Genomic DNA, 17,860 nt, shown 5'->3' on the forward strand with positions numbered 1-17,860 from the left:
ATGAGAAATCCTAAGGTCGATAAAGTGGTCGTCCACATGGGTGTTGGAGAAAGTGGTCAGCACCTTGTCGATGCAGAAGGGATCCTTGGAGCTGTTACCGGTCAGACCGTTATAAGAAGCTATGCAAAGAGAACTTTGCCTGCTTTCAGTATCAAAAAGAACGAGCCTATTGGATGCAAGGTAACTCTCCGTGGAGATACTGCAGAAGGTTTCCTGAGAACATCTCTGGAAATTATCGAGAACAGCCTCCGTGCATCCCAGTTCGATGACTATGGAAACGTTTCATTTGGCGTTGAAGAACACACTGACTATCCTGGCATGAAGTACGATCCTAACATCGGTATCTTTGGAATGGATATCAATGTGGTTGTAAACCGTCCTGGTTACAGGGTAAACAAAAGAAGGGTCTTAAAGCGAAAGATACCAACTTCCCACAAAATCTCAAAAGAGGATACGATATCTTTCTTTAAAGAAAATTATGGTGTGGAGGTAGAATAATGACTCAGACAGAGAAGAACTTTGGAAGAGGCGCAAACGAGTGTAAAAGATGCGGTAGAAAGCAGGGTCTGGTACGCAAGTATGGTATCTACCTTTGCAGGCATTGTTTCAGGGAAATGGCCCGCGACATGGGATTTGAAAAATATACATGAGGTGAACAGGTATGGTATTATTAGATCCTCTTGCTGATGCGTTATCTATGATCAAGAACGCTGAAGCTGTTGGTAAAGATTCCTGCACTATCAAGCCCGCATCAAAGCTCATAGGAAATGTCCTTAAGGTCATGAAGGACCGTGGATATATCGGTGAGTTCGAGTTTGTGGAAGATGGTAAGGCTGGAATATATACAGTAGAACTTATTGGACGTATTAACAAGTGTGGAGCTATCAAGCCACGTTATTCAGTCGGAGCAACCGAGTTCGAGAAATGGGAGAAACAGTTCCTTCCTGCAAAGAACTTTGGTGTTCTGATCCTTACAACCCCTCAGGGAGTAATTTCCCAGTATGAGGCTCGTGAGAATAACGTTGGTGGCCAGTTATTATCATTTGTGTACTAATTTAAGGGTGAGATGATATGGCAAAAGAAATCAAAAAAATAATCTCGATTCCTGAAGGTGTGACAGTAACGTTAGAAAATAACGTTCTGTCCGCTTCAGGGCCCAAAGGTACCAACACAAGATTCGTGTGGTATCCAGGTGTAAACATTGAAGTGAACGGTTCAGAAGTGGTCGTTGACTCTCCATCATCGAGGAAAAAACAAAAAGCAATGGTCGGAACGCTTTCTTCCCACATCAATAATATGATGAAGGGAGCTGTAGATGGATTTGAGTACCACATGAGAGTGGTCTACTCTCACTTTCCAATGCAGCTTAAGGTCGAAGGAAAGCAGTTTGTCATCAGTAACTTCCTTGGTGAGAAGAAGCCAAGGGTTTCCAAGATCCTTGGTGAGACAACTGTAAAAACAAGTGGTGACGAAGTTATTATCTCCGGTATCAACAAGGAAGATGTCGGTCAGACCGCTGCTAACATCGAGCAGAAGACAAAGATCAAGCGCTTTGACCCACGTGTGTTCCAGGATGGTATATACATCGTTGAGAAGAGGGTATGAGAGAGAAGTGTAGGTGATCTGAATGGAAGATACAGTTAATGAAACTAACATGAAAGAAGCAGTGGCCACCGAACTTGCACTTGATGAAGAGTCCAAGAGACTTTTTAAAGTCAGGAAAGTCCAGAAGGGTAAAAAACCTGCATTCAAGAGGACTGATTCCCACAAGTACAAGCGTCTGGATTCCAACTGGAGAAGACCAAGGGGTCTTCAGGGCAAGCAGCGCAGGCATATCGCCGCAAAAGGTGCTCTTGCACAGGTAGGATATGGCAGTCCTGTAGCAGTAAAAGGTCTTCACCCATCCGGGTATGCAGAAGTCCTTGTGAACACTGTTAAAGACGTTGATGACGTTGATGCTTCCCTCGAAGCTATAAGGATCGCAAGAACCGTTGGTGCAAGGAAGAAAGCAATCATCGAAGCAAAAGCAACTGAAATGGGTATTAAGATATTGAACCCTACCAGGAGTGAGTAAGATGACTGATCTCACAAACCAGAAAAGACTTGCAGCAAAGGTCCTGGGATGCGGAGTCCACAAGGTCTGGTTAGATCCTGAAGCTTCTGCTGAAATAGCAGTTGCTATTACAAGGGAAGATATCCGTGGTCTGATCGCAGGCGGAAGCATAAAAGCAGAGCTTGTAAAGGGTGTTAGCCGCGGACGCGCAAGAGAAAGGGATGCAAAGCGTAAATACGGCCACCGCAAGGGTCATGGTTCCCGTAAAGGTAGAAAGGGTGCGCGTAACCCGAGGAAAGAGCAGTGGATGAAAAAGATCCGTGCTCTCAGAAGGAGGCTTAAGGAGCTTCGTGCAGATGGTACACTTGATAAGTCCACATACTGCAAGGTCTACCGTAAAGCAAAGGGTGGCGAGTATAGGAACTTGGCTCATATGGAAGCGCATCTTAATATTAAGAAGACAGAATGAGCCTGAGGAATAGACAATGAAGACAAATTTACATGTTAAGTTGATGTGGAGGATCTAATATGGCTACAGGAGCCCGTTATAAAGTCCCATTCAGGCGACGAAGGGAAGGGCGTACAGATTATCACCAGAGACTCAGGTTACTTCTGTCAAAAGAGGATCGTGTGGTTGTGCGTAAGAGCACAAGGCACATACAGTTGCAACTTGTGGCACCAGATGCAAAGGGAGATATGACATTATCGTCAGCTATCTCTACTGAGCTTGGGAAATATGGATACGAGGGAGCAACCGGTAACACAACCGCAGCATACCTGACAGGTCTCTTGTTCGGATACAGGGCACTTAAGGAAGGCTATGAGAGCGGTGTACTGGATATCGGAATTCAGGCATCATCACCAGGATGTCGCGTATATGCAGCACTCAAAGGTGTTGTTGACGCAGGACTGGATGTGCCTCACAATTCTTCAGTATTCCCATCTGATGAGCGTATAAGAGGAGAACACGTTGCAGAATATATGGAAGGATCCAATCTGCCGGAAGTGTTCGAAGCAGTGAAGGAAAAGATCCTTGCAGAGTTCAGTTAAGGTGTGGTTATATGGCATATGAATATAATGAGGAATGGGTACCCAAGACAAGGCTTGGAACGCTTGTTTCAGAAGGACAGGTTACTTCCATGGATGAAGCCATGGATTCCGGTCTCCCTATAAGGGAACCAAAAATAGTTGATATATTGTTACCTGGTCTGGAGGACGAAGTTCTCGATATCAACATGGTCCAGAGGATGACCGACTCCGGAAGACGTGTCAAGTTCAGGGCAACCGTTATCGTTGGAAACGGCGATGGTTTTGTTGGACTTGGTCAGGCAAAGGATGTACAGGTAGGACCTGCTATCAGAAAGGCTATTGACAATGCAAAGATCAACATCACACGTATCAAACGTGGATGCGGTTCATGGGAATGCGGTTGTGGACTTCCACATACCGTTCCTTCCGAGGTAAATGGAAAGGCAGGTAGTGTCACTGTAGTATTGAAGCCTGCACCACGTGGACTTGGACTTGCTGCTGGAGGCACTGCAAAGAAAGTGCTTGAAAAAGCAGGTGTCAAGGACGTATGGACTCGTACAGAAGGTCAGACCAGAACCACTCTCAACTTCGCAAAGGCAACATACAATGCTCTGATGAACACAGGCACTGTAAGAAGACCAATTGTATTTGATGAGACGGAGGACTGAATATGTTCGCAGTAGTCAGAATGAGGGGCCAGGTGAATGTTAGCGGTGAGATCGAGGATACCCTCGGTATGCTTCGCCTGCACAAGGTCAACCACTGCGTATTCCTTGCTGACAACCCTAACAACAAGGGTATGATCCAGAAAGCAAAGGATTACATTGCATACGGTACTGTTGATGCTGATACTCTGGTAGAGGTAATCGGCAAGCGCGGCAGGCTGGAGGCCGATGCACGCCTGACAGATGCTTATGTGAAGGAGAACACAGATTTCGACTCCATTAAAGCATTCGCAGAAGCTCTTGTCAACGGAAATGCAAAGATCTCTGATATTCCTGGTCTGAAGCCGGTTTTCAGGCTTCACCCACCAAGGAAAGGTCACGCTGGTATCAAGAGGACCGCTCAGCAGGGCGGTGTCCTTGGAAACCATGGTGAAGACATAAAGACACTTTTGAACAAGATGAGGTGATGTTACTATGAGCAACAAAACCAATACAAAGAAGTTCAGGGGTTCACGCACCTGCGGTGGCGGTACTACCAAGAATCGCCGTGGTGCTGGTAACCGTGGTGGACGTGGTAGGTCCGGTGAGAACAAGCATCATTTCACAAGGGCTTTACAGCTCGGATACACACGTGGAAGCAACCGTGGATTCTCTCGTCCATTGAAGATGATCCGCGATGTTTCAGTAGTGAACGTCGGTGAACTTGACGAACTTGCAGATCAGCTTGTAGAAGATGGCTTTGCACAGCTTGAAGAGGGTGCATATGTCATCGATCTTGCAGATCTTGAGATTGAAAAGGTTCTTGGTACCGGAAAAGTAACAAAGAACATGGTTGTTACAGCAAGCAGCTTCTCAGGAGTTGCACGGGACAAGATCGAGAATGCAGGTGGATCCTGCGTAGAAATTGAAGAGTAATGTCTTTTACAGACATTACTTTTATATTTATTGCGTTTTTATTTAGTGCAGATTAATTTATATTATAACAAAGTCCAATGGACTTTCAATCCCGTATAAAGGTGTAGTTAATGAGTCTCAGGGAGAGTTTGGAACCGTTTTTTAACAGATTGCCCGCCGTTGCAAGTCCGGAGGGGCATGTGCATTTTAAGAACAAGCTAATGTGGACTCTTGGAATATTGGTACTTTACTTTGCACTCGCAAATGTACCTCTTTTTGGTCTTTCCAAGGATTCCATTGATTTGTTCGAACAATATAGAGCGTTCTTTGCAGGAGCATCAGGATCACTAATGCTTCTTGGTATAGGTCCAATTGTTACCGCATCTATTGTCCTTCAGCTTCTTGTGGGAGCTGACGTTATCAAGCTCAACATGTCCGATCCTGCAGACCAGGCGTTCTTCCAGGGTGCACAGAAATTCATGGTCTTTGTAATGATCGTTCTTGAAGCTCTGCCACAGATAGTAGGAGGCTATATCCAGCCGGATGCCGGAGTAGCATCAGCGCTTGGAGTGGGTCTTGGAGTTGTTACATCCATTATATTCATTCAGATATGTATCGGCGGTATGCTGATCCTGTTCATGGATGAGATCGTGTCAAAATGGGGAATTGGTTCCGGTGTGGGACTGTTCATCGTTGCTGGCGTTTCGCAGCAGATCGTAACTGGATTGTTCAACTGGGGACTCGACACCGGAGGTCTTCCTATCGGAATTCTTCCAAAGTGGATATATATAGCTCAGAATGTAGGACTAGATTACATTCTCACAGGCGATGGAGCCATGTTCCTGCTTATCAGAGGTGGAATTCTGGCACTTGTGAGTACTGTTGCCATCTTCCTGCTGGTTGTTTATGCAGAAAGTACCCGTATTGAGATCCCATTGGCACACAGCGCTGTAAGAGGCGCCAGGGGAAGGTTCCCTGTAAAACTTATCTATGCATCAGTTCTTCCAATGATCCTTGTCAGGGCTCTCCAGGCGAACATACAGATGATAGGTATGCTACTTTCAGGACGTGGTATAACTCTATTTGGTGAATATTATGGTTCCACTCCTATCAACGGTGTGATGTACTATCTTTCACCTATAAACAGTCCATATGACTGGATACCTTCACTTGTAAGGGAGTCATTTACAGGATATGGTGTTGCGGTACCTTCAATGTGGCAGGTAGGATTACATGTTCTCGTTGATGCAACGTTCCTTATCGTTGGTGGTGTCATATTCGCTCTGTTCTGGATCGAAACCACTGGTATGGGTGCAAAACCTACTGCACAGAAGGTGTTTAATTCAGGAATGCAGATCCCTGGTTTCAGGCGTAATGTTGGAAGTATCGAGAAGGTCATGTTACGATACATCCCGAAGGTAACCATTATTGGTGGTGCTTTCATTGGTGCCCTTACACTTCTGGCAAGTATGCTGGGTACTATTGGTGGTGCCGGAGGTACAGGGTTACTGCTTACAGTAAGTATTGTATATCGTTTGTATGAGGATATTGCATCTGAACAGATGATGGAAATGCATCCAATGGTCAGATCGTTCTTCGGACAGGATTAAACGAAAAAATGGAGATATTTCAATGAATGTTGTGTTATTTGGTCCACCGGGTGCAGGAAAAGGCACCCAGGCCAAGGAACTGGCTAAGCATTATCAGATCCCTCACATATCGACCGGTGATATTTTGAGGGCAAATGTACGTGATGGTACCGAACTTGGACGTGAGGCTAAGGAATACATGGATAAAGGCGAACTTGTGCCTGATGAAGTGTTGATCGGTATTATCAAGAACCGTCTTACAGAGTCTGACTGTAAGGCCGGATATCTTCTTGACGGATATCCAAGGACAATTCCTCAGGCAGACGCTCTTTCAGGCATTCTTGATGATATCAGGATGCCTCTTGAAGTCGTCCTTGATATCGATGTTGCCGATGAGGAACTTGTAACCCGTCTTTGCGGAAGGTACATGTGTACCTGTGGTGAGAGCTATCACCTCAAGTTCAACCCTCCAAAGGATGAGGGTGTCTGTGACGCATGTGGTGCACAGCTCTACCAGCGCGATGATGATAAAGAAGATGTTATCGGGCAGAGACTCGATTCCTATAAGGGGAAAACCCAGCCTCTTATATCTTATTACAAGGACAAAGGTATCCTTGTTAACATTGATGGAGCTGGTGAGATCGGCAGAGTATTTTCAGATATCTGTGAAGTACTTGACCAGTACAAGTAAGCTAATAGAAGGTGATGATGCATGGCAGATTCAAATTTCAAGAAAACAGCAGAAAGGTTTGTACTGGCGGTCGGTATCTCTTTGATGATCGGTATTCTTGTTCTCGGTGAGGAGGGCAGGGAAGGTATTGGGGCTATCGTTGGCATCCTGATGGATCCTATAAGTGCTATGGTCGGTGATGGCAACTTCCACATAATGTTGTTCATCATGGCAGCGATCACTGCTTTATATGCATCACTTATTCAGAAATATACTATTAACTGGCAACTTATGCGCAACACACAGGAGCGCATGAAGTCCTTCCAGAAGGAGTTCCGTGAGGCACAGCTCTCACAGAACACCTATATGGTCAAAAAATTAGAAGAGCAGCGTGCTGATATGATGTCTGACCAAATGGAGATGTCAAAGCAGCAGTTCAAACCGATGGCATATATCAGTATCATCTCTCTGCCTCTTTTCATGTGGGCATACCATTACATTAGCCTGCATCCGGGTGCTTCACTCGTGTTCCCATTCTGGGGAGAGCAGGAGCTTGTGGCTACTGTTCTGGGTCCGCTCCAGTACTGGATATTCTGGTACTTCATTACATCACTGGCTATCAGTCAGGTAGTGCGTAAAGCACTGGATATTGGTGGCGTCTAAGCATGCTTTTAACTATTAGTGGACTGCCGGGCAGTGGAACCACGACTGTGGGGGAACTACTGGCAGAACATTATGGTGTGGAGATAATCTCCGCAGGTGATGTTTTCAGGGGTCTTGCAAAAGAACGTGGAATGACACTTGCAGAGTTTGGCAGTCTTGCAGAGTCTGATCCATCCATTGATATCGAGATCGACAAAAGGCAGAGCAAGATCGCGAATAACTCGGATCATCTTATTCTTGAAGGTCGACTTGCAGGTCATATGGCTGAAAATGCTCTGAAGCTATGGGTAAAAGCTCCCATGGAAGTGCGCGTCAGAAGGATAGTTGAAAGAGAAGGTTCGTCCTTTGATGTACGCCTGGGGGAGACTGTGGAACGTGAAGCTTCGGAAGCATTACGTTACCAAGAGATACATTCAATTGATATCAACGATCTTTCGATTTATGATATAGTTATTGATTCCAGTCGCTGGGACCAATTTGCGATCACAGACATTCTCATACAGGCCATCGATGGCTGTGGCGGATTTTAATAAATAATTTGCAGGTACTGCTATGGTTTCATCAAGAATTTCTAAAGACGTGGACATGATGGTCGTAAAGGCACATGCCACCACGAATGCCGCATACGGTTGCAAGCCTGAAGATCGTCCTATTCTTGATTATATTAATCTGGGTGTCGTGAACATCGACAAACCTGTGGGTCCTACCAGTCATGAGGTAACAGCATGGATAAGGGATATGCTGGGCGTAAGCAAAGCCGGTCATTCCGGTTCACTTGACCCTGGTGTTACAGGTGTGCTTCCAGTGATGCTTGGAAAGGCTACAAAAGCAGTCTCAGCCCTGCGCCTTTCAGGCAAGGAGTACATCTGCCTCATGCACCTTCACAATGACATTCCTGAAATAAAGATCAGGCGTGTATGTAAGGACTTCAACGGTCCTATTTACCAGACCCCGCCTATTATCTCAGCGGTCAAAAGGCAGTTGCGGATAAGGAATATCTACTATCTTGATGTTCTTGAGATAGATGGCAGGGAAGTGCTCATGAGAGTCGGCTGTGAGGCAGGAACATATCTGCGCAAACTCTGCCATGACATTGGTCTCATACTGGGTTGTGGTGCTAATATGAAGCAACTACGCAGGACAGGTACAGGTCCGTTCAGGGAAGATTCTCTGGTGACCCTATACGATCTCAAGGATGCCTGTGTTTTCTGGCAGGAGGACAACGACGAGACCGAACTTCGAAAGCTGATACTCCCAATGGAAGAGGGTTTGTCTCATCTGCCTCGCATTATTATTCGCGATACTGCTGTAGATGCGATTTGCAGAGGCGCATACCTTGCAGTTTCAGGTATCGTTTCTTTCAGCAAGAGCATCAAAAAGGACGATAAGGTTGCTTTATTCACATTAAAGGGGGAAGCTGTGGCACTATGCAAGGCATCCATGGATTCCGATGAACTATTGAACAATGACCATGGCATATCTTGCATTACCGAAAGAGTAATAATGGATGCCGCTATTTATCCCAGATGCTGGAAGGCGAAATAAACGCCAGTCAGCGCGAATACGGCTTTTTGCCGAGGTAGTCTAGTGGTAGGGCGCAAGCCTGGAAAGCTTGTGGGGCCTGTCCCCTCGGGAGTTCGAATCTCCCCCTCGGCGCTTTGATCTTATTTTTGAATATTATATTCGTTTTAATCCGAATTTTCTTCGGAAATGTATATATCCCGAAAACTCACATTATTCTATGTGATAGGTATGTTGGGGGACATAACAAAAACAATAGTAATAGTTTCAACAGTTTTACTTTTATTTACGACTGTGTGTATAGCGGTAGACTTTGATGATTGTGCGGACTGTCATCAGGAGTATTATAATATGTGGAGTTCTTCTGCCCATGGTATTGCAGATTGTGAGATATGCCATACTCCTGCTGGAAGTGGTTTTGAAGGTCATATTTCGAACCCTTCTGATTCAGTTCCAACTGCAGACCTGTCTTCAGAGGTTTGCGGGGAGTGCCATGCTACCATCTTTGATGAGTGGAATGAGTTTGCAGGCGAGGAGTTCGATATAGAAGCAATGGCAAGCCACTCCGAGCCTACGGAGATCGCAGAACCATTTGTACTTCATTCGGATACATCCTGTATCGTCTGCAAGAGTACTGATGGTGCAATACTGAACTTTGAAGAGGCAGAGGTATATATGCTGAATGAGGAAGCTGCTCACGACCTTGAAGTAACGGAATGGACAATATCATGTGTTGCCTGTCATGATCCTCATGAAGGTGGCCTCTGGTTGGAGAACAGCACACTTCTCTGTGGCAACTGTCATAACACGGAAGGTGTGGTCGCAGATGGTGAAACACCGATCGTCAGGCATGCGCAGTGGGAAATGGTCAGTACTTCAGGATATGTTGATGGAACTCACCCTACGGTGATAGGTTGTGTCGACTGCCATATGTCAATGGTCCCATTGGATGGTGAAGTTACTACAGGTCATGACTTTGATTTCGATGCAGTGGCGCTTTCAGATCCTGATGCATCCAATGGCTGTTATATGTGCCATCAGGACTCATTGCCATCAGTGATCGAGGAAAAACAAGCTCCGGTTTCGCAGAGGCTCTCTGATCTTAATTCATTAAAAGAAGAAGCAAATGTTGCTCTTGAAATTTTCAATGGAACGGATGCTTATGGACCACAGCTTGCCAACTATAACAACGGACTTTTCTACCTTACAGAAGTTGAAAATGATGGCAGTCTGGGAATCCACAACATGGCTCGAACCCAGAGTGATCTTGATATGGCAGAAGATTACTTCAATTCAATTATCGAGGGAAGTTCAGGTGCTGATGATGCAGGTCAGATACCTGCACCGGGTGGATTAGTTGTAGTAATGATATTTGCTACAGTTGCCTGCTTAATAAAGAGGGATTGATGTCTATCCCTCTTACCTATCTTTTCTGTCTTTTTTAATTGAATGCTTCAAGAACTGCTTTTCCATATTCCTTAGCACTTTTCGGATCTCTTCCGGTAACGATCTTTCCATCTGAGATCACACCTTTATCTTTGTGCTTAGCCCCTTTGTCCTTAAGTATGCTGACGGTCTCATCGTTCTTGAAAACCGTACTTTTCTTTCCTTCAAGAACACCGGCATTTGCGAGTACGACCGGGGATATGCATATTGCAGCGACGACCTTGCCTTGCTCGTATGCTTTTCTGACTATATCTTGCAGTTCTTTGTTGTCCCACAGGTATTGTTTGGAACCTCCGCCTCCGGTGATGGATATGGCATCATATTCATCTATGTTCACATCAGAGATGCTAATGTCAGGCTTAACATCTCCTCCGAGTATCCCCTTTGCTTTCTTTGTTGTATTGCTGGCAACGGTGACCTTAGCACCACTTTTCTCAAACACTTCCTTTGGTTCAAAGAATTCCTCGTCCCTGAAGTTTTCCTGTGCAACTATCATGAGTATTTTCTTCTGGTCTGTCATTTGATCACCTTTTGGTTATAGTTTATATTGTCATTCTGAGAAATGTTTCTGTTGATTCAATGTTCTTGTACTATCTTATAAATCAATGGCGAATTCTCATTTGGTTTTTCTCCTCTCCATCCTCATCCTCCTCTTCATCTCTATCTTCTTCGGATTCTCCTTCTTCTCTTCTTTAGAAAAGTGTTTAAGCTAACAGTACTTTAGAAAACTAGGTGTGAAAGAATGGAGCGTATCTACAAGTATTATCCGGAGGATTTTGGAGAACTGACAGTAAAGGTCATTCATATGGACCTTTTGTTCGATGTTTACGATGATCGCACTTATGTGAGTTCGGACCTCAAGGTCAGGACCCTTGGGGAACCGATAGCATCACTTGATCTTAATTGCCGTGATCTTGACATCAAAAAAGTTAGCTGTAAAGATCATGATGTGTCCTACGAATACAGGGAAGATGAGCACATTCTTTCCATTGAATTTGGTTGTCAAATCCCGGCAGACACAGAACTTGTGATCCATACGGAAACCATATGCAAGCCGACCTGGAATGTCCTTGAAGGTCTTTATTATGATGAGACTCCTGCAGGGGCACCGCCACAGCAGATAACACAGTGCCAGCAGTGGGGATTCCAGCGTATCGTTCCATGCATCGATGACATGACCGCCAAATGTACTTACACAACCACCATCATTGCAGACGAGCGATATACAAATCTCATAACCAATGGTGATGTTGTGGAGAATAAACATTCTGTGGGTAATGGCAGGGCTAAGATCGTCTACGATAATTCCGTCACACCAATGGCAACTTACCTTTTCTTCCTTGGGGTTGGAACCTACCGGACATTTACAAGGGAGTTCGAATACCCCGATGGTCATACTTTCGACCTTGAGCTACTGGTGCCGCCGGAATCGGATGTTTATCCTGCAGAGAAGGCACTGGATGTGCTCTATGATTCTGTGATGTGGACCTATCTTTTCACAGGTCCTGAGCAGTACAATGATCTCGATAAAAGAAAGGAAATATATGACCTGGTCAGGGTACGCGATGCTCTCAAGTCTGAAGGAAAGTCTGATGACCTGGTATTCTTACGGGATGAGCTTAAAAAGCTCGACAGCTCGCTTACTATGGGATACAAATATACAGGCACCGTCTATCGTGAGATCGGTATGCAAAACTCCGATTTTGGCGGTATGGAGAATGTTGGCAACACTACCATCACAACCAACCGTATTATGCCATACCCGGAAACGACGGATTCCTCATTTGAGTATATGGTACGTGTCAAGGTCCATGAATATTATCATAACATAAACGGTTCTGAGGTCACAGGCTGGAGCCCGTTCGAGATATGGCTTAATGAGGCAGTGACCGTTCACATCGAGCATCAGTTCCATGCATTTGTCTTCGGAGAGAACTACAGTCGCTTGTCCAACGTTCTTGATCTTCTGGCACCCGGGGTTGGTACTTTTGCACTTGACAGTGGTGCAGCTTCCATGTCTATTGTTCCCGAGGGGTTCAATGATCCCAATGACCTGATCACAGCGGTTACTTATGTCAAAGCTCCTGAATTCGTGAGAATGCTGGAAACCCTTATGGGTAAGGATAACTTTGCCCGGGCTCTTGATATCTATCATAAGAAGTTCAGCCACTCAAATGCCACAGGTTCTGATTGGCTGAAGACGATGGAAGATTCCTCTGATATGGATTTTTCCGAAATATCAGAGACATGGCTGGCACAGACAAAATTCCCGATGGTCCACATTGATACTTCCTATGATGCAGAAAGCAGGTTCTTTACATTGGATCTCCACCAGGAAGTTCCGGAGGGTGGAAAGTATTGGGAATTCCCCTTTGTTGCAGCTCTGGTGGATGAGGATGGAAATGACGTTGTGGAAATTAGCGAATGGATATGTTCCGAGGATGCTAATATTGCCATAGAGGACGTTGAAGCTCCTGCATTTGTATCTGTAAATCGTGGTTATTCCTTCTATGGAAAGGTCATTCGTGAAGTTTCTGATGAAGAACTTCTTTTGCAGGTAAGGAAGGACAGCGATATGATCAACCGTTTCATTGCCTACTACACACTTTTGGACAGGGAGAAAATGAGGTTGATGGCTGATCCTCAGGCAAAAGTATCTGAGATGTTCATCGAATTGTTCAATGATCTCATCGACGATGATGTTTTGATGGAAGAGATGGGTGGGCAGTTCCTTGCTATCTTTGAATCAGTGGAAGATGAAAGGTTAGCACATCGCTACCAGATGCTCTTTGATGTGAAAAAACGCATCCTTGAAGGTATTGCAAGAAATAACACTGTTTCCCTCCTGAATCTTTATCATAAGTACCTGAAGGTGTCGATACCGCAGGATGATACTCTTGAGGAGCATGCTCGTGTCATCAAGGCACGTCAGGTGAAGAACACTGTGTTGCGAATCCTTGCTACCATTGATACTCCATTTGTGCATCAGTTATGCAATAAGCAGTTTGTTGAGGCATCATGTGCAAGTGACAGGCTTGTGGCATTTGACTGTTACATTAACAGTTCTGCTGAGGATAAGATGGAATTTTTGGAGAATTTCATGGAAGAATCCAGGAAGAACCTTGTTACATGGGAGGCTTTCCTTTCAATAGTTGCAGGAAACAGTAGTTCTGATGCTGTTTCTCTTGTGAGGAACATCGAGGCTTCAGATTCCTTCCGCATTGAGCAGGCCAACGATCAGCGTGCTCTATACGGTGGTTTTGGAAGGAACAGGAAGATATCCCTGCAGACGGAATCAGGGCGTGAACTTCTTCAGTCAATTCTGCTCAAACTTGCATCGGTTAACGAGTACAGTACAACAAATCTCCTCAATATCTTTGCTAACATCGACCTGATGGAGGATGAATATCATTTGCCACTGGTCTCAATACTTGCAGAAATGCTTGACAGTCTTGATGCGGATAAAGTTCCAAGTGTCTACAACAGGATAAGGAAGCTGTTACAAGGTGCTCCGAACGCAGTGGGAGTTTATGAGGCACAGTTTGGTAAGATCAAAGCTATTTGATACTTAATTAAAAGGAGAATTAAAGGATATTCTCCTTGCCCTTTTAATTTGTGAGGACAAAGTCCAGAACATCTGTAATGCCTGATAATATTATGTCTGCTTCAACCTGATCTGAATAGTGCCGGCTATCTCCATAAGCAGCGTAAGCTGTTATCATTCCTATTTGTCTTGCAAGTTCGATATCTCTCCGGGGGCTATCTCCTACAAAAACTGCCTGCGGTGGTTTGACTTCCAAAAGGTCAAGTGCAAAATGGAAGACTTTATGGTCCGGTTTTTTGGCACCTGTCATGTCGTTGGTCACAATGAAATCAAAATATTCTATTATTTGCATTCTTTCCAGTCTTTTGGTGGCATGGTGGGAGTGAGCATCGGTGACCAGTGCCAGAGAAATGCGTTCTTCTTTCAGGACTTCAAGTGTATGCTTCACCCCGGGGTACAGCACAAGAGCTTCCAGTTTAATGGTTTCGTAGATCCTGCAACAGGTTTCATAATTCTCTTCGGAGTAAAGCTTATTGTCCAGAAGATAGTCCTTAATATTCTCAAGATCTTCAAAACCAGGTGTGCCTCGCAGGAAATATCCAAGCATGGCTTCCGGATCTCCTGCACCCAGATGCTCTACCATCTTTTTACATGCAGTAAGCTTTGCTTCCAGAAAATCAAATAAGGTGTTGTCCATGTCAAAAAGGACAGCCTTTACGTTCCTTTCCATAGGGCAGGAGCTCCTCCATTTTTAATCGGAAAGGGCAAGATATCCGGGTAATACTAAATTAATAATTGGTACTAATATGACAAGTCCCAACCATTTTGATTTGTTGACGGCGAATGCAATCTCTCCCCAGATGTAGGCAACATAAATGATGTTTATAAAAGGTATGAAAAATGGTATCAAGGCTATACTTGATAATCTGCATATTCTTACCATAAGTAGAAGGTTCAGTATCGGTATCCATGCCATCCATACATTTGCTGTCTGTGTCTTTGCAGCGATAACCTGTAATGAATAGGAGAAATATATGTAGAACACTAAAGCTGCGAACAAATGTGATATTCCGAATCCCGGGAATAGTAGTCCTGTGTCCATATTATTCACCTATATTCAATAGAATTGTCATATGTTGTATTTATTCATACTGGTGATACTGGCGATGTTCTATATAGTGTGTATTCTATATGAACGACCATGGGTTCAGCACCGATAAGGGGCTACCTGGAAATCACTTCCGGATGCATAATATATGGTATGGTAGGCGTATTTCTCGCTTTCATTCATGATATGGGTACTCTGCCGATAATATTCTACAAACTTTTGATAGGTATAGTGTTCATGCTGGGCTATCTCTACCTTACCGGAAAAACAGGGATTCTCAGATTGGGTGGAAAAAGGCGTCATCTTCTGCTTCTTGGTGTTTTCAAGCTTATGGCCATATCTTTCTATTTCACATGCATCATTTATTCCGGGCTTTCAATCGCAATACTCTTACTATATACTGCACCTATGTATGTGACCATATTATCTCCTATCGTTCTTAAAGAGAAGCTGACAAGAATTGGCCTTGTTGGATTGGTCCTGTCCATGATCGGGATCTTCCTTATTGTGGACCCTGCAACATTTATTCGCTCTGGTATGGGAAATCTCCATTTTATTGGTATCGTGGCCGGTATCCTGTCGGGAATATCATTCAGTTGCATTATCATGACTGCCCGTTACGTCAGGGATGAGTATTCCGGCTTTTCGCAGTTTTTCTGGGCAACTGTCTTCTGTGTTGTTGTACTTGTGCCATTTGCCCCTACTGTGTCCGTTCCGGTGCTTAGGGAGAACTTTCTGATGCTCCTGCTTTTCGGTTTGGTGAATACAAGTATCAGTGGTGTTCTGTATTTCAACGGGCTTTCACGGGTTCGGACCCAGGCCGCTAGCATACTTGCAATGCTGGAACCGGTAAGTGGTATCTTTTTTGACTATACTATTCTTCATAATGCGATCTTTGCCGAGACGATAGTTGGTTGCATGTTCATTATTGTAGGTGCTCTTCTTGCCGTAACTGAGCATATCTCATTTGGAAGGTATCTTGAATTTGGGACTTGAACTTCCCGGCACGGGGAATTTTATATTGGGATTCGATATGGATATATATGATATTGTTATTTGTTAGTTATATTCTGGTATAGTTTAGTATGGAATGTTCTTACTGAACATGCCAAAGAATTGTAATAAATAATGTTATATACCAGAAATTGTATATTCAGCGGAGTCGCTTTTGAATTTATAAAAATTTAAAAAGCCACATGGCTGTGTCGGAACCAATGTGTTCCGAGGCTACGGGGTGTTGTTTACACCCTTAAGGAGGATATTATATGGCAGACGAAGAAATTAGACATCTGGTTCGTATAATGAATACTGACCTGCAGGGAAGCCAGCGGGTTAAGTACGCATTGACCGGTATCCGTGGTATCGGGTTAAGAGCCTCTCGTGTTATTGTAGATAGTACTGGTGTCGATCCAAATGCAGTGATCGGTTACCTCCCTGATGAGGACGTTGAAAAACTTGATACTGCAATTGCGCAGTTCGAGCAGCACCTTCCTGTATGGATGCTCAACAGGCAGCGAGACCCAACAACCGGGGACAGCAAACATCTTCTTGGTCAGGATATCGTTATGACCCTGAAGGAAGACCTTAACAACCTTAAGAAGGCACGCGCATACCGTGGTCTCAGACATGAGAGAGGTCTTAAGGTCAGAGGACAGAGAACCAAGTCCACTGGAAGACGTGGTAGCACCATTGGTGTAAGGAAGAAGAAATAAAGGTGATGCAATATGGTATATCCTGGTAAAAGCACAAAATCTTATGATACACCAAAGCACCCCTGGCAGGCTGCTAGGATGGCAAGCGAGGTCGAGCTCGTCAAAAAGTATGGTCTTCGTAACAAGAGGGAACTTTGGAAATCACACAGTGTACTGAGAAGGTTCAGGGCAGATGCAAGGCGTCTTCTTGCTGAATCTGCAGAATCCGATCTTACCGGTCATGCAAAGACCGAAGCAGATCAGATCCTTGCAAAACTTATCAGATACTCAATTCTGAAATCTGATTCCAGCATTGATGATATTCTTGGTCTTCAGACCGATGTTATTCTGGAGCGCAGGCTTCAGACACAGGTCCACAGGCTCGGACTTGCCCGCACTGCACGTCAGGCAAGGCAGTTCATCACCCATGGCCACATCTCTATAGATGGGAAGAGGGTAACTGTACCTGGTATGATGGTCACAAAGGAGCAGGAAATGGCAATTGACTACTACGGTAAGTCTCCAATTTCCAAAGAAGCTCACCCTGAAAGACCTGCACAGATCGCATCATCACTCGTAGAGGAATAAGGAGGAGTAAAATATGGCAAACGGAATCTGGGGTGTTGCAAACATCAAATGTTCATTTAACAACACGATCATCACCGTGACTGATCTCACTGGTGCAGAAACCATCGCAAAATCCTCTGGTGGAATGGTTGTAAAGGCAGCAAGGGACGAAAGCTCCCCATACACTGCTATGCAGATGGCAAGCCAGCTTGCAGATACTCTTAAAGACAAGGGTATCGAAGGTGTTCATATCAAAGTAAGGGCACCTGGAGGAAACAAGCAGAGAAGTCCGGGTCCAGGCGCACAGGCCGCGATCAGGGCATTTGCAAGAGCAGGCGTCAGGATCGGAAGGATCGAAGACGTTACACCAGTACCCCATGATGGAACTCGTCCAAAAGGCGGAAGGCGTGTATAATCACA

At 44.7% G+C, this 17,860-nt stretch carries 24 protein-coding genes and 1 tRNA gene; 22 read left to right on the forward strand and 3 right to left on the reverse strand.

Going from position 1 to position 17,860, the window contains the following annotated elements:
- The 17 genes from E7X56_RS08355 to E7X56_RS08435 all read left to right on the forward strand — a co-directional run bounded on the left by E7X56_RS08355 (window position 1) and on the right by E7X56_RS08435 (window position 10,491).
- On the forward strand, window positions 1–498 hold the full coding sequence (locus E7X56_RS08355) for a 50S ribosomal protein L5 (RefSeq protein ID WP_135606328.1): 498 nt from the start codon (window positions 1–3) through the stop codon (window positions 496–498).
- Window positions 498–650, forward strand: coding sequence for a 30S ribosomal protein S14 (locus tag E7X56_RS08360; protein WP_091690576.1), 153 nt, complete (start codon window positions 498–500; stop codon window positions 648–650). The genes E7X56_RS08355 and E7X56_RS08360 overlap by 1 nt, the downstream gene beginning before the upstream one ends.
- Window positions 651–661: 11 nt before the next feature.
- On the forward strand, window positions 662–1,054 hold the full coding sequence (locus tag E7X56_RS08365; RefSeq protein ID WP_135606329.1) for a 30S ribosomal protein S8: 393 nt from the start codon (window positions 662–664) through the stop codon (window positions 1,052–1,054).
- Window positions 1,055–1,071: 17 nt separating this feature from the next.
- Window positions 1,072–1,605 (forward strand): 50S ribosomal protein L6, encoded by a 534-nt coding sequence (locus E7X56_RS08370; RefSeq protein ID WP_135606330.1) that lies wholly within the window; start codon window positions 1,072–1,074, stop codon window positions 1,603–1,605.
- 22 nt (window positions 1,606–1,627) lie between these two features.
- Window positions 1,628–2,074: a 50S ribosomal protein L32e gene (locus tag E7X56_RS08375; RefSeq protein ID WP_135606331.1), complete on the forward strand. Its 447-nt coding sequence runs from the start codon at window positions 1,628–1,630 to the stop codon at window positions 2,072–2,074.
- Window position 2,075: 1 nt separating this feature from the next.
- Window positions 2,076–2,522: a 50S ribosomal protein L19e gene (locus tag E7X56_RS08380; RefSeq protein WP_091690580.1), complete on the forward strand. Its 447-nt coding sequence runs from the start codon at window positions 2,076–2,078 to the stop codon at window positions 2,520–2,522.
- Window positions 2,523–2,581: 59 nt separating this feature from the next.
- Window positions 2,582–3,103, forward strand: a complete 522-nt coding sequence (locus E7X56_RS08385; RefSeq protein ID WP_091690581.1) for a 50S ribosomal protein L18 — start codon at window positions 2,582–2,584, stop codon at window positions 3,101–3,103.
- A gap of 11 nt (window positions 3,104–3,114) precedes the next feature.
- Window positions 3,115–3,750, forward strand: coding sequence for a 30S ribosomal protein S5 (locus E7X56_RS08390; RefSeq protein ID WP_135606332.1), 636 nt, complete (start codon window positions 3,115–3,117; stop codon window positions 3,748–3,750).
- 2 nt (window positions 3,751–3,752) lie between these two features.
- A complete protein-coding gene (locus E7X56_RS08395) occupies window positions 3,753–4,214 on the forward strand; it encodes a 50S ribosomal protein L30 (protein WP_135606333.1) in 462 nt (153 codons plus the stop codon).
- Window positions 4,215–4,221: 7 nt separating this feature from the next.
- Window positions 4,222–4,662 (forward strand): uL15m family ribosomal protein, encoded by a 441-nt coding sequence (locus E7X56_RS08400; RefSeq protein WP_091690584.1) that lies wholly within the window; start codon window positions 4,222–4,224, stop codon window positions 4,660–4,662.
- A gap of 110 nt (window positions 4,663–4,772) precedes the next feature.
- Entirely contained in the window at window positions 4,773–6,251 is a 1,479-nt protein-coding gene (gene secY, locus E7X56_RS08405) for a preprotein translocase subunit SecY (protein ID WP_135606334.1), read from the forward strand.
- Window positions 6,252–6,273: 22 nt separating this feature from the next.
- Window positions 6,274–6,921 carry an adenylate kinase gene (locus tag E7X56_RS08410; RefSeq protein WP_135606335.1) on the forward strand — a complete coding sequence of 216 codons (648 nt, stop codon included), beginning with the start codon at window positions 6,274–6,276 and terminating at the stop codon, window positions 6,919–6,921.
- Between the two features lie 21 nt (window positions 6,922–6,942).
- Window positions 6,943–7,563, forward strand: a complete 621-nt coding sequence (locus E7X56_RS08415) for a DUF106 domain-containing protein (protein ID WP_135606336.1) — start codon at window positions 6,943–6,945, stop codon at window positions 7,561–7,563.
- A gap of 2 nt (window positions 7,564–7,565) precedes the next feature.
- Window positions 7,566–8,093 (forward strand): (d)CMP kinase, encoded by a 528-nt coding sequence (cmk, locus tag E7X56_RS08420; protein ID WP_135606337.1) that lies wholly within the window; start codon window positions 7,566–7,568, stop codon window positions 8,091–8,093.
- Between the two features lie 22 nt (window positions 8,094–8,115).
- The gene (locus E7X56_RS08425) at window positions 8,116–9,108 is read left to right on the forward strand and encodes an RNA-guided pseudouridylation complex pseudouridine synthase subunit Cbf5 (protein WP_135606338.1); all 993 of its coding nucleotides are present in this window, start codon (window positions 8,116–8,118) and stop codon (window positions 9,106–9,108) included.
- A 28-nt stretch (window positions 9,109–9,136) separates the two neighbouring features.
- Window positions 9,137–9,219: transfer RNA gene (locus tag E7X56_RS08430), tRNA-Ser, on the forward strand.
- 216 nt (window positions 9,220–9,435) lie between these two features.
- Window positions 9,436–10,491: a cytochrome c3 family protein gene (locus tag E7X56_RS08435; protein WP_167879489.1), complete on the forward strand. Its 1,056-nt coding sequence runs from the start codon at window positions 9,436–9,438 to the stop codon at window positions 10,489–10,491.
- Between the two features lie 34 nt (window positions 10,492–10,525).
- Here the strand turns inward: E7X56_RS08435 and E7X56_RS08440 are convergent, their stop codons facing one another.
- A complete protein-coding gene (locus E7X56_RS08440) occupies window positions 10,526–11,050 on the reverse strand; it encodes a DJ-1/PfpI family protein (protein WP_091690591.1) in 525 nt (174 codons plus the stop codon).
- Window positions 11,051–11,272: 222 nt separating this feature from the next.
- Between E7X56_RS08440 and E7X56_RS08445 the strand changes: the two genes are divergently transcribed.
- A complete protein-coding gene (locus E7X56_RS08445; protein WP_135606340.1) occupies window positions 11,273–14,095 on the forward strand; it encodes a M1 family metallopeptidase in 2,823 nt (940 codons plus the stop codon).
- A gap of 43 nt (window positions 14,096–14,138) precedes the next feature.
- Here E7X56_RS08445 and E7X56_RS08450 read toward each other — a convergent pair whose 3' ends face one another.
- Both E7X56_RS08450 and E7X56_RS08455 read right to left on the reverse strand, forming a co-directional pair.
- On the reverse strand, window positions 14,139–14,804 hold the full coding sequence (locus E7X56_RS08450; protein WP_135606341.1) for an HAD family hydrolase: 666 nt from the start codon (window positions 14,802–14,804) through the stop codon (window positions 14,139–14,141).
- A 21-nt stretch (window positions 14,805–14,825) separates the two neighbouring features.
- Window positions 14,826–15,176: a DUF5684 domain-containing protein gene (locus E7X56_RS08455; RefSeq protein WP_135606342.1), complete on the reverse strand. Its 351-nt coding sequence runs from the start codon at window positions 15,174–15,176 to the stop codon at window positions 14,826–14,828.
- A 99-nt stretch (window positions 15,177–15,275) separates the two neighbouring features.
- Here E7X56_RS08455 and E7X56_RS08460 point away from each other — a divergent pair, with 99 nt between their 5' ends.
- The 4 genes from E7X56_RS08460 (at window position 15,276) to E7X56_RS08475 (ending at window position 17,855) form a co-directional block, all read left to right on the forward strand.
- Window positions 15,276–16,178 carry a DMT family transporter gene (locus E7X56_RS08460; RefSeq protein WP_135606343.1) on the forward strand — a complete coding sequence of 301 codons (903 nt, stop codon included), beginning with the start codon at window positions 15,276–15,278 and terminating at the stop codon, window positions 16,176–16,178.
- Between the two features lie 269 nt (window positions 16,179–16,447).
- Window positions 16,448–16,894 (forward strand): 30S ribosomal protein S13, encoded by a 447-nt coding sequence (locus E7X56_RS08465; RefSeq protein WP_135606344.1) that lies wholly within the window; start codon window positions 16,448–16,450, stop codon window positions 16,892–16,894.
- A gap of 12 nt (window positions 16,895–16,906) precedes the next feature.
- Entirely contained in the window at window positions 16,907–17,461 is a 555-nt protein-coding gene (locus tag E7X56_RS08470; RefSeq protein WP_135606345.1) for a 30S ribosomal protein S4, read from the forward strand.
- Window positions 17,462–17,474: 13 nt separating this feature from the next.
- Entirely contained in the window at window positions 17,475–17,855 is a 381-nt protein-coding gene (locus E7X56_RS08475; protein WP_091690598.1) for a 30S ribosomal protein S11, read from the forward strand.
- Window positions 17,856–17,860 lie beyond the last annotated feature (5 nt).

The organism is Methanococcoides sp. NM1 (assembly GCF_900774285.1).
GTDB classification, from domain to species: Archaea; Halobacteriota; Methanosarcinia; order Methanosarcinales; family Methanosarcinaceae; genus Methanococcoides; species Methanococcoides vulcani.

What these genes read in the sequence shown, in the direction of transcription:
- E7X56_RS08400 (WP_091690584.1), top strand. Translation starts at nt 4,222, where the DNA reads ATGAGCAACAAAACCAATACAAAGAAGTTCAGGGGTTCACGCACCTGC.
- E7X56_RS08455 (WP_135606342.1), bottom strand. Translation starts at nt 15,176, where the DNA reads ATGGACACAGGACTACTATTCCCGGGATTCGGAATATCACATTTGTTC.
- E7X56_RS08390 (WP_135606332.1), top strand. Translation starts at nt 3,115, where the DNA reads ATGGCATATGAATATAATGAGGAATGGGTACCCAAGACAAGGCTTGGA.
- E7X56_RS08415 (WP_135606336.1), top strand. Translation starts at nt 6,943, where the DNA reads ATGGCAGATTCAAATTTCAAGAAAACAGCAGAAAGGTTTGTACTGGCG.
- E7X56_RS08440 (WP_091690591.1), bottom strand. Translation starts at nt 11,050, where the DNA reads ATGACAGACCAGAAGAAAATACTCATGATAGTTGCACAGGAAAACTTC.
- E7X56_RS08475 (WP_091690598.1), top strand. Translation starts at nt 17,475, where the DNA reads ATGGCAAACGGAATCTGGGGTGTTGCAAACATCAAATGTTCATTTAAC.
- E7X56_RS08375 (WP_135606331.1), top strand. Translation starts at nt 1,628, where the DNA reads ATGGAAGATACAGTTAATGAAACTAACATGAAAGAAGCAGTGGCCACC.
- E7X56_RS08410 (WP_135606335.1), top strand. Translation starts at nt 6,274, where the DNA reads ATGAATGTTGTGTTATTTGGTCCACCGGGTGCAGGAAAAGGCACCCAG.
- E7X56_RS08380 (WP_091690580.1), top strand. Translation starts at nt 2,076, where the DNA reads ATGACTGATCTCACAAACCAGAAAAGACTTGCAGCAAAGGTCCTGGGA.
- E7X56_RS08355 (WP_135606328.1), top strand. Translation starts at nt 1, where the DNA reads ATGAGAAATCCTAAGGTCGATAAAGTGGTCGTCCACATGGGTGTTGGA.
- E7X56_RS08370 (WP_135606330.1), top strand. Translation starts at nt 1,072, where the DNA reads ATGGCAAAAGAAATCAAAAAAATAATCTCGATTCCTGAAGGTGTGACA.
- E7X56_RS08460 (WP_135606343.1), top strand. Translation starts at nt 15,276, where the DNA reads ATGGGTTCAGCACCGATAAGGGGCTACCTGGAAATCACTTCCGGATGC.
- E7X56_RS08360 (WP_091690576.1), top strand. Translation starts at nt 498, where the DNA reads ATGACTCAGACAGAGAAGAACTTTGGAAGAGGCGCAAACGAGTGTAAA.
- E7X56_RS08395 (WP_135606333.1), top strand. Translation starts at nt 3,753, where the DNA reads ATGTTCGCAGTAGTCAGAATGAGGGGCCAGGTGAATGTTAGCGGTGAG.
- E7X56_RS08425 (WP_135606338.1), top strand. Translation starts at nt 8,116, where the DNA reads ATGGTTTCATCAAGAATTTCTAAAGACGTGGACATGATGGTCGTAAAG.
- E7X56_RS08465 (WP_135606344.1), top strand. Translation starts at nt 16,448, where the DNA reads ATGGCAGACGAAGAAATTAGACATCTGGTTCGTATAATGAATACTGAC.
- secY (WP_135606334.1), top strand. Translation starts at nt 4,773, where the DNA reads ATGAGTCTCAGGGAGAGTTTGGAACCGTTTTTTAACAGATTGCCCGCC.
- E7X56_RS08445 (WP_135606340.1), top strand. Translation starts at nt 11,273, where the DNA reads ATGGAGCGTATCTACAAGTATTATCCGGAGGATTTTGGAGAACTGACA.
- E7X56_RS08435 (WP_167879489.1), top strand. Translation starts at nt 9,436, where the DNA reads ATGTGGAGTTCTTCTGCCCATGGTATTGCAGATTGTGAGATATGCCAT.
- cmk (WP_135606337.1), top strand. Translation starts at nt 7,566, where the DNA reads ATGCTTTTAACTATTAGTGGACTGCCGGGCAGTGGAACCACGACTGTG.
- E7X56_RS08385 (WP_091690581.1), top strand. Translation starts at nt 2,582, where the DNA reads ATGGCTACAGGAGCCCGTTATAAAGTCCCATTCAGGCGACGAAGGGAA.
- E7X56_RS08450 (WP_135606341.1), bottom strand. Translation starts at nt 14,804, where the DNA reads ATGGAAAGGAACGTAAAGGCTGTCCTTTTTGACATGGACAACACCTTA.
- E7X56_RS08470 (WP_135606345.1), top strand. Translation starts at nt 16,907, where the DNA reads ATGGTATATCCTGGTAAAAGCACAAAATCTTATGATACACCAAAGCAC.
- E7X56_RS08365 (WP_135606329.1), top strand. Translation starts at nt 662, where the DNA reads ATGGTATTATTAGATCCTCTTGCTGATGCGTTATCTATGATCAAGAAC.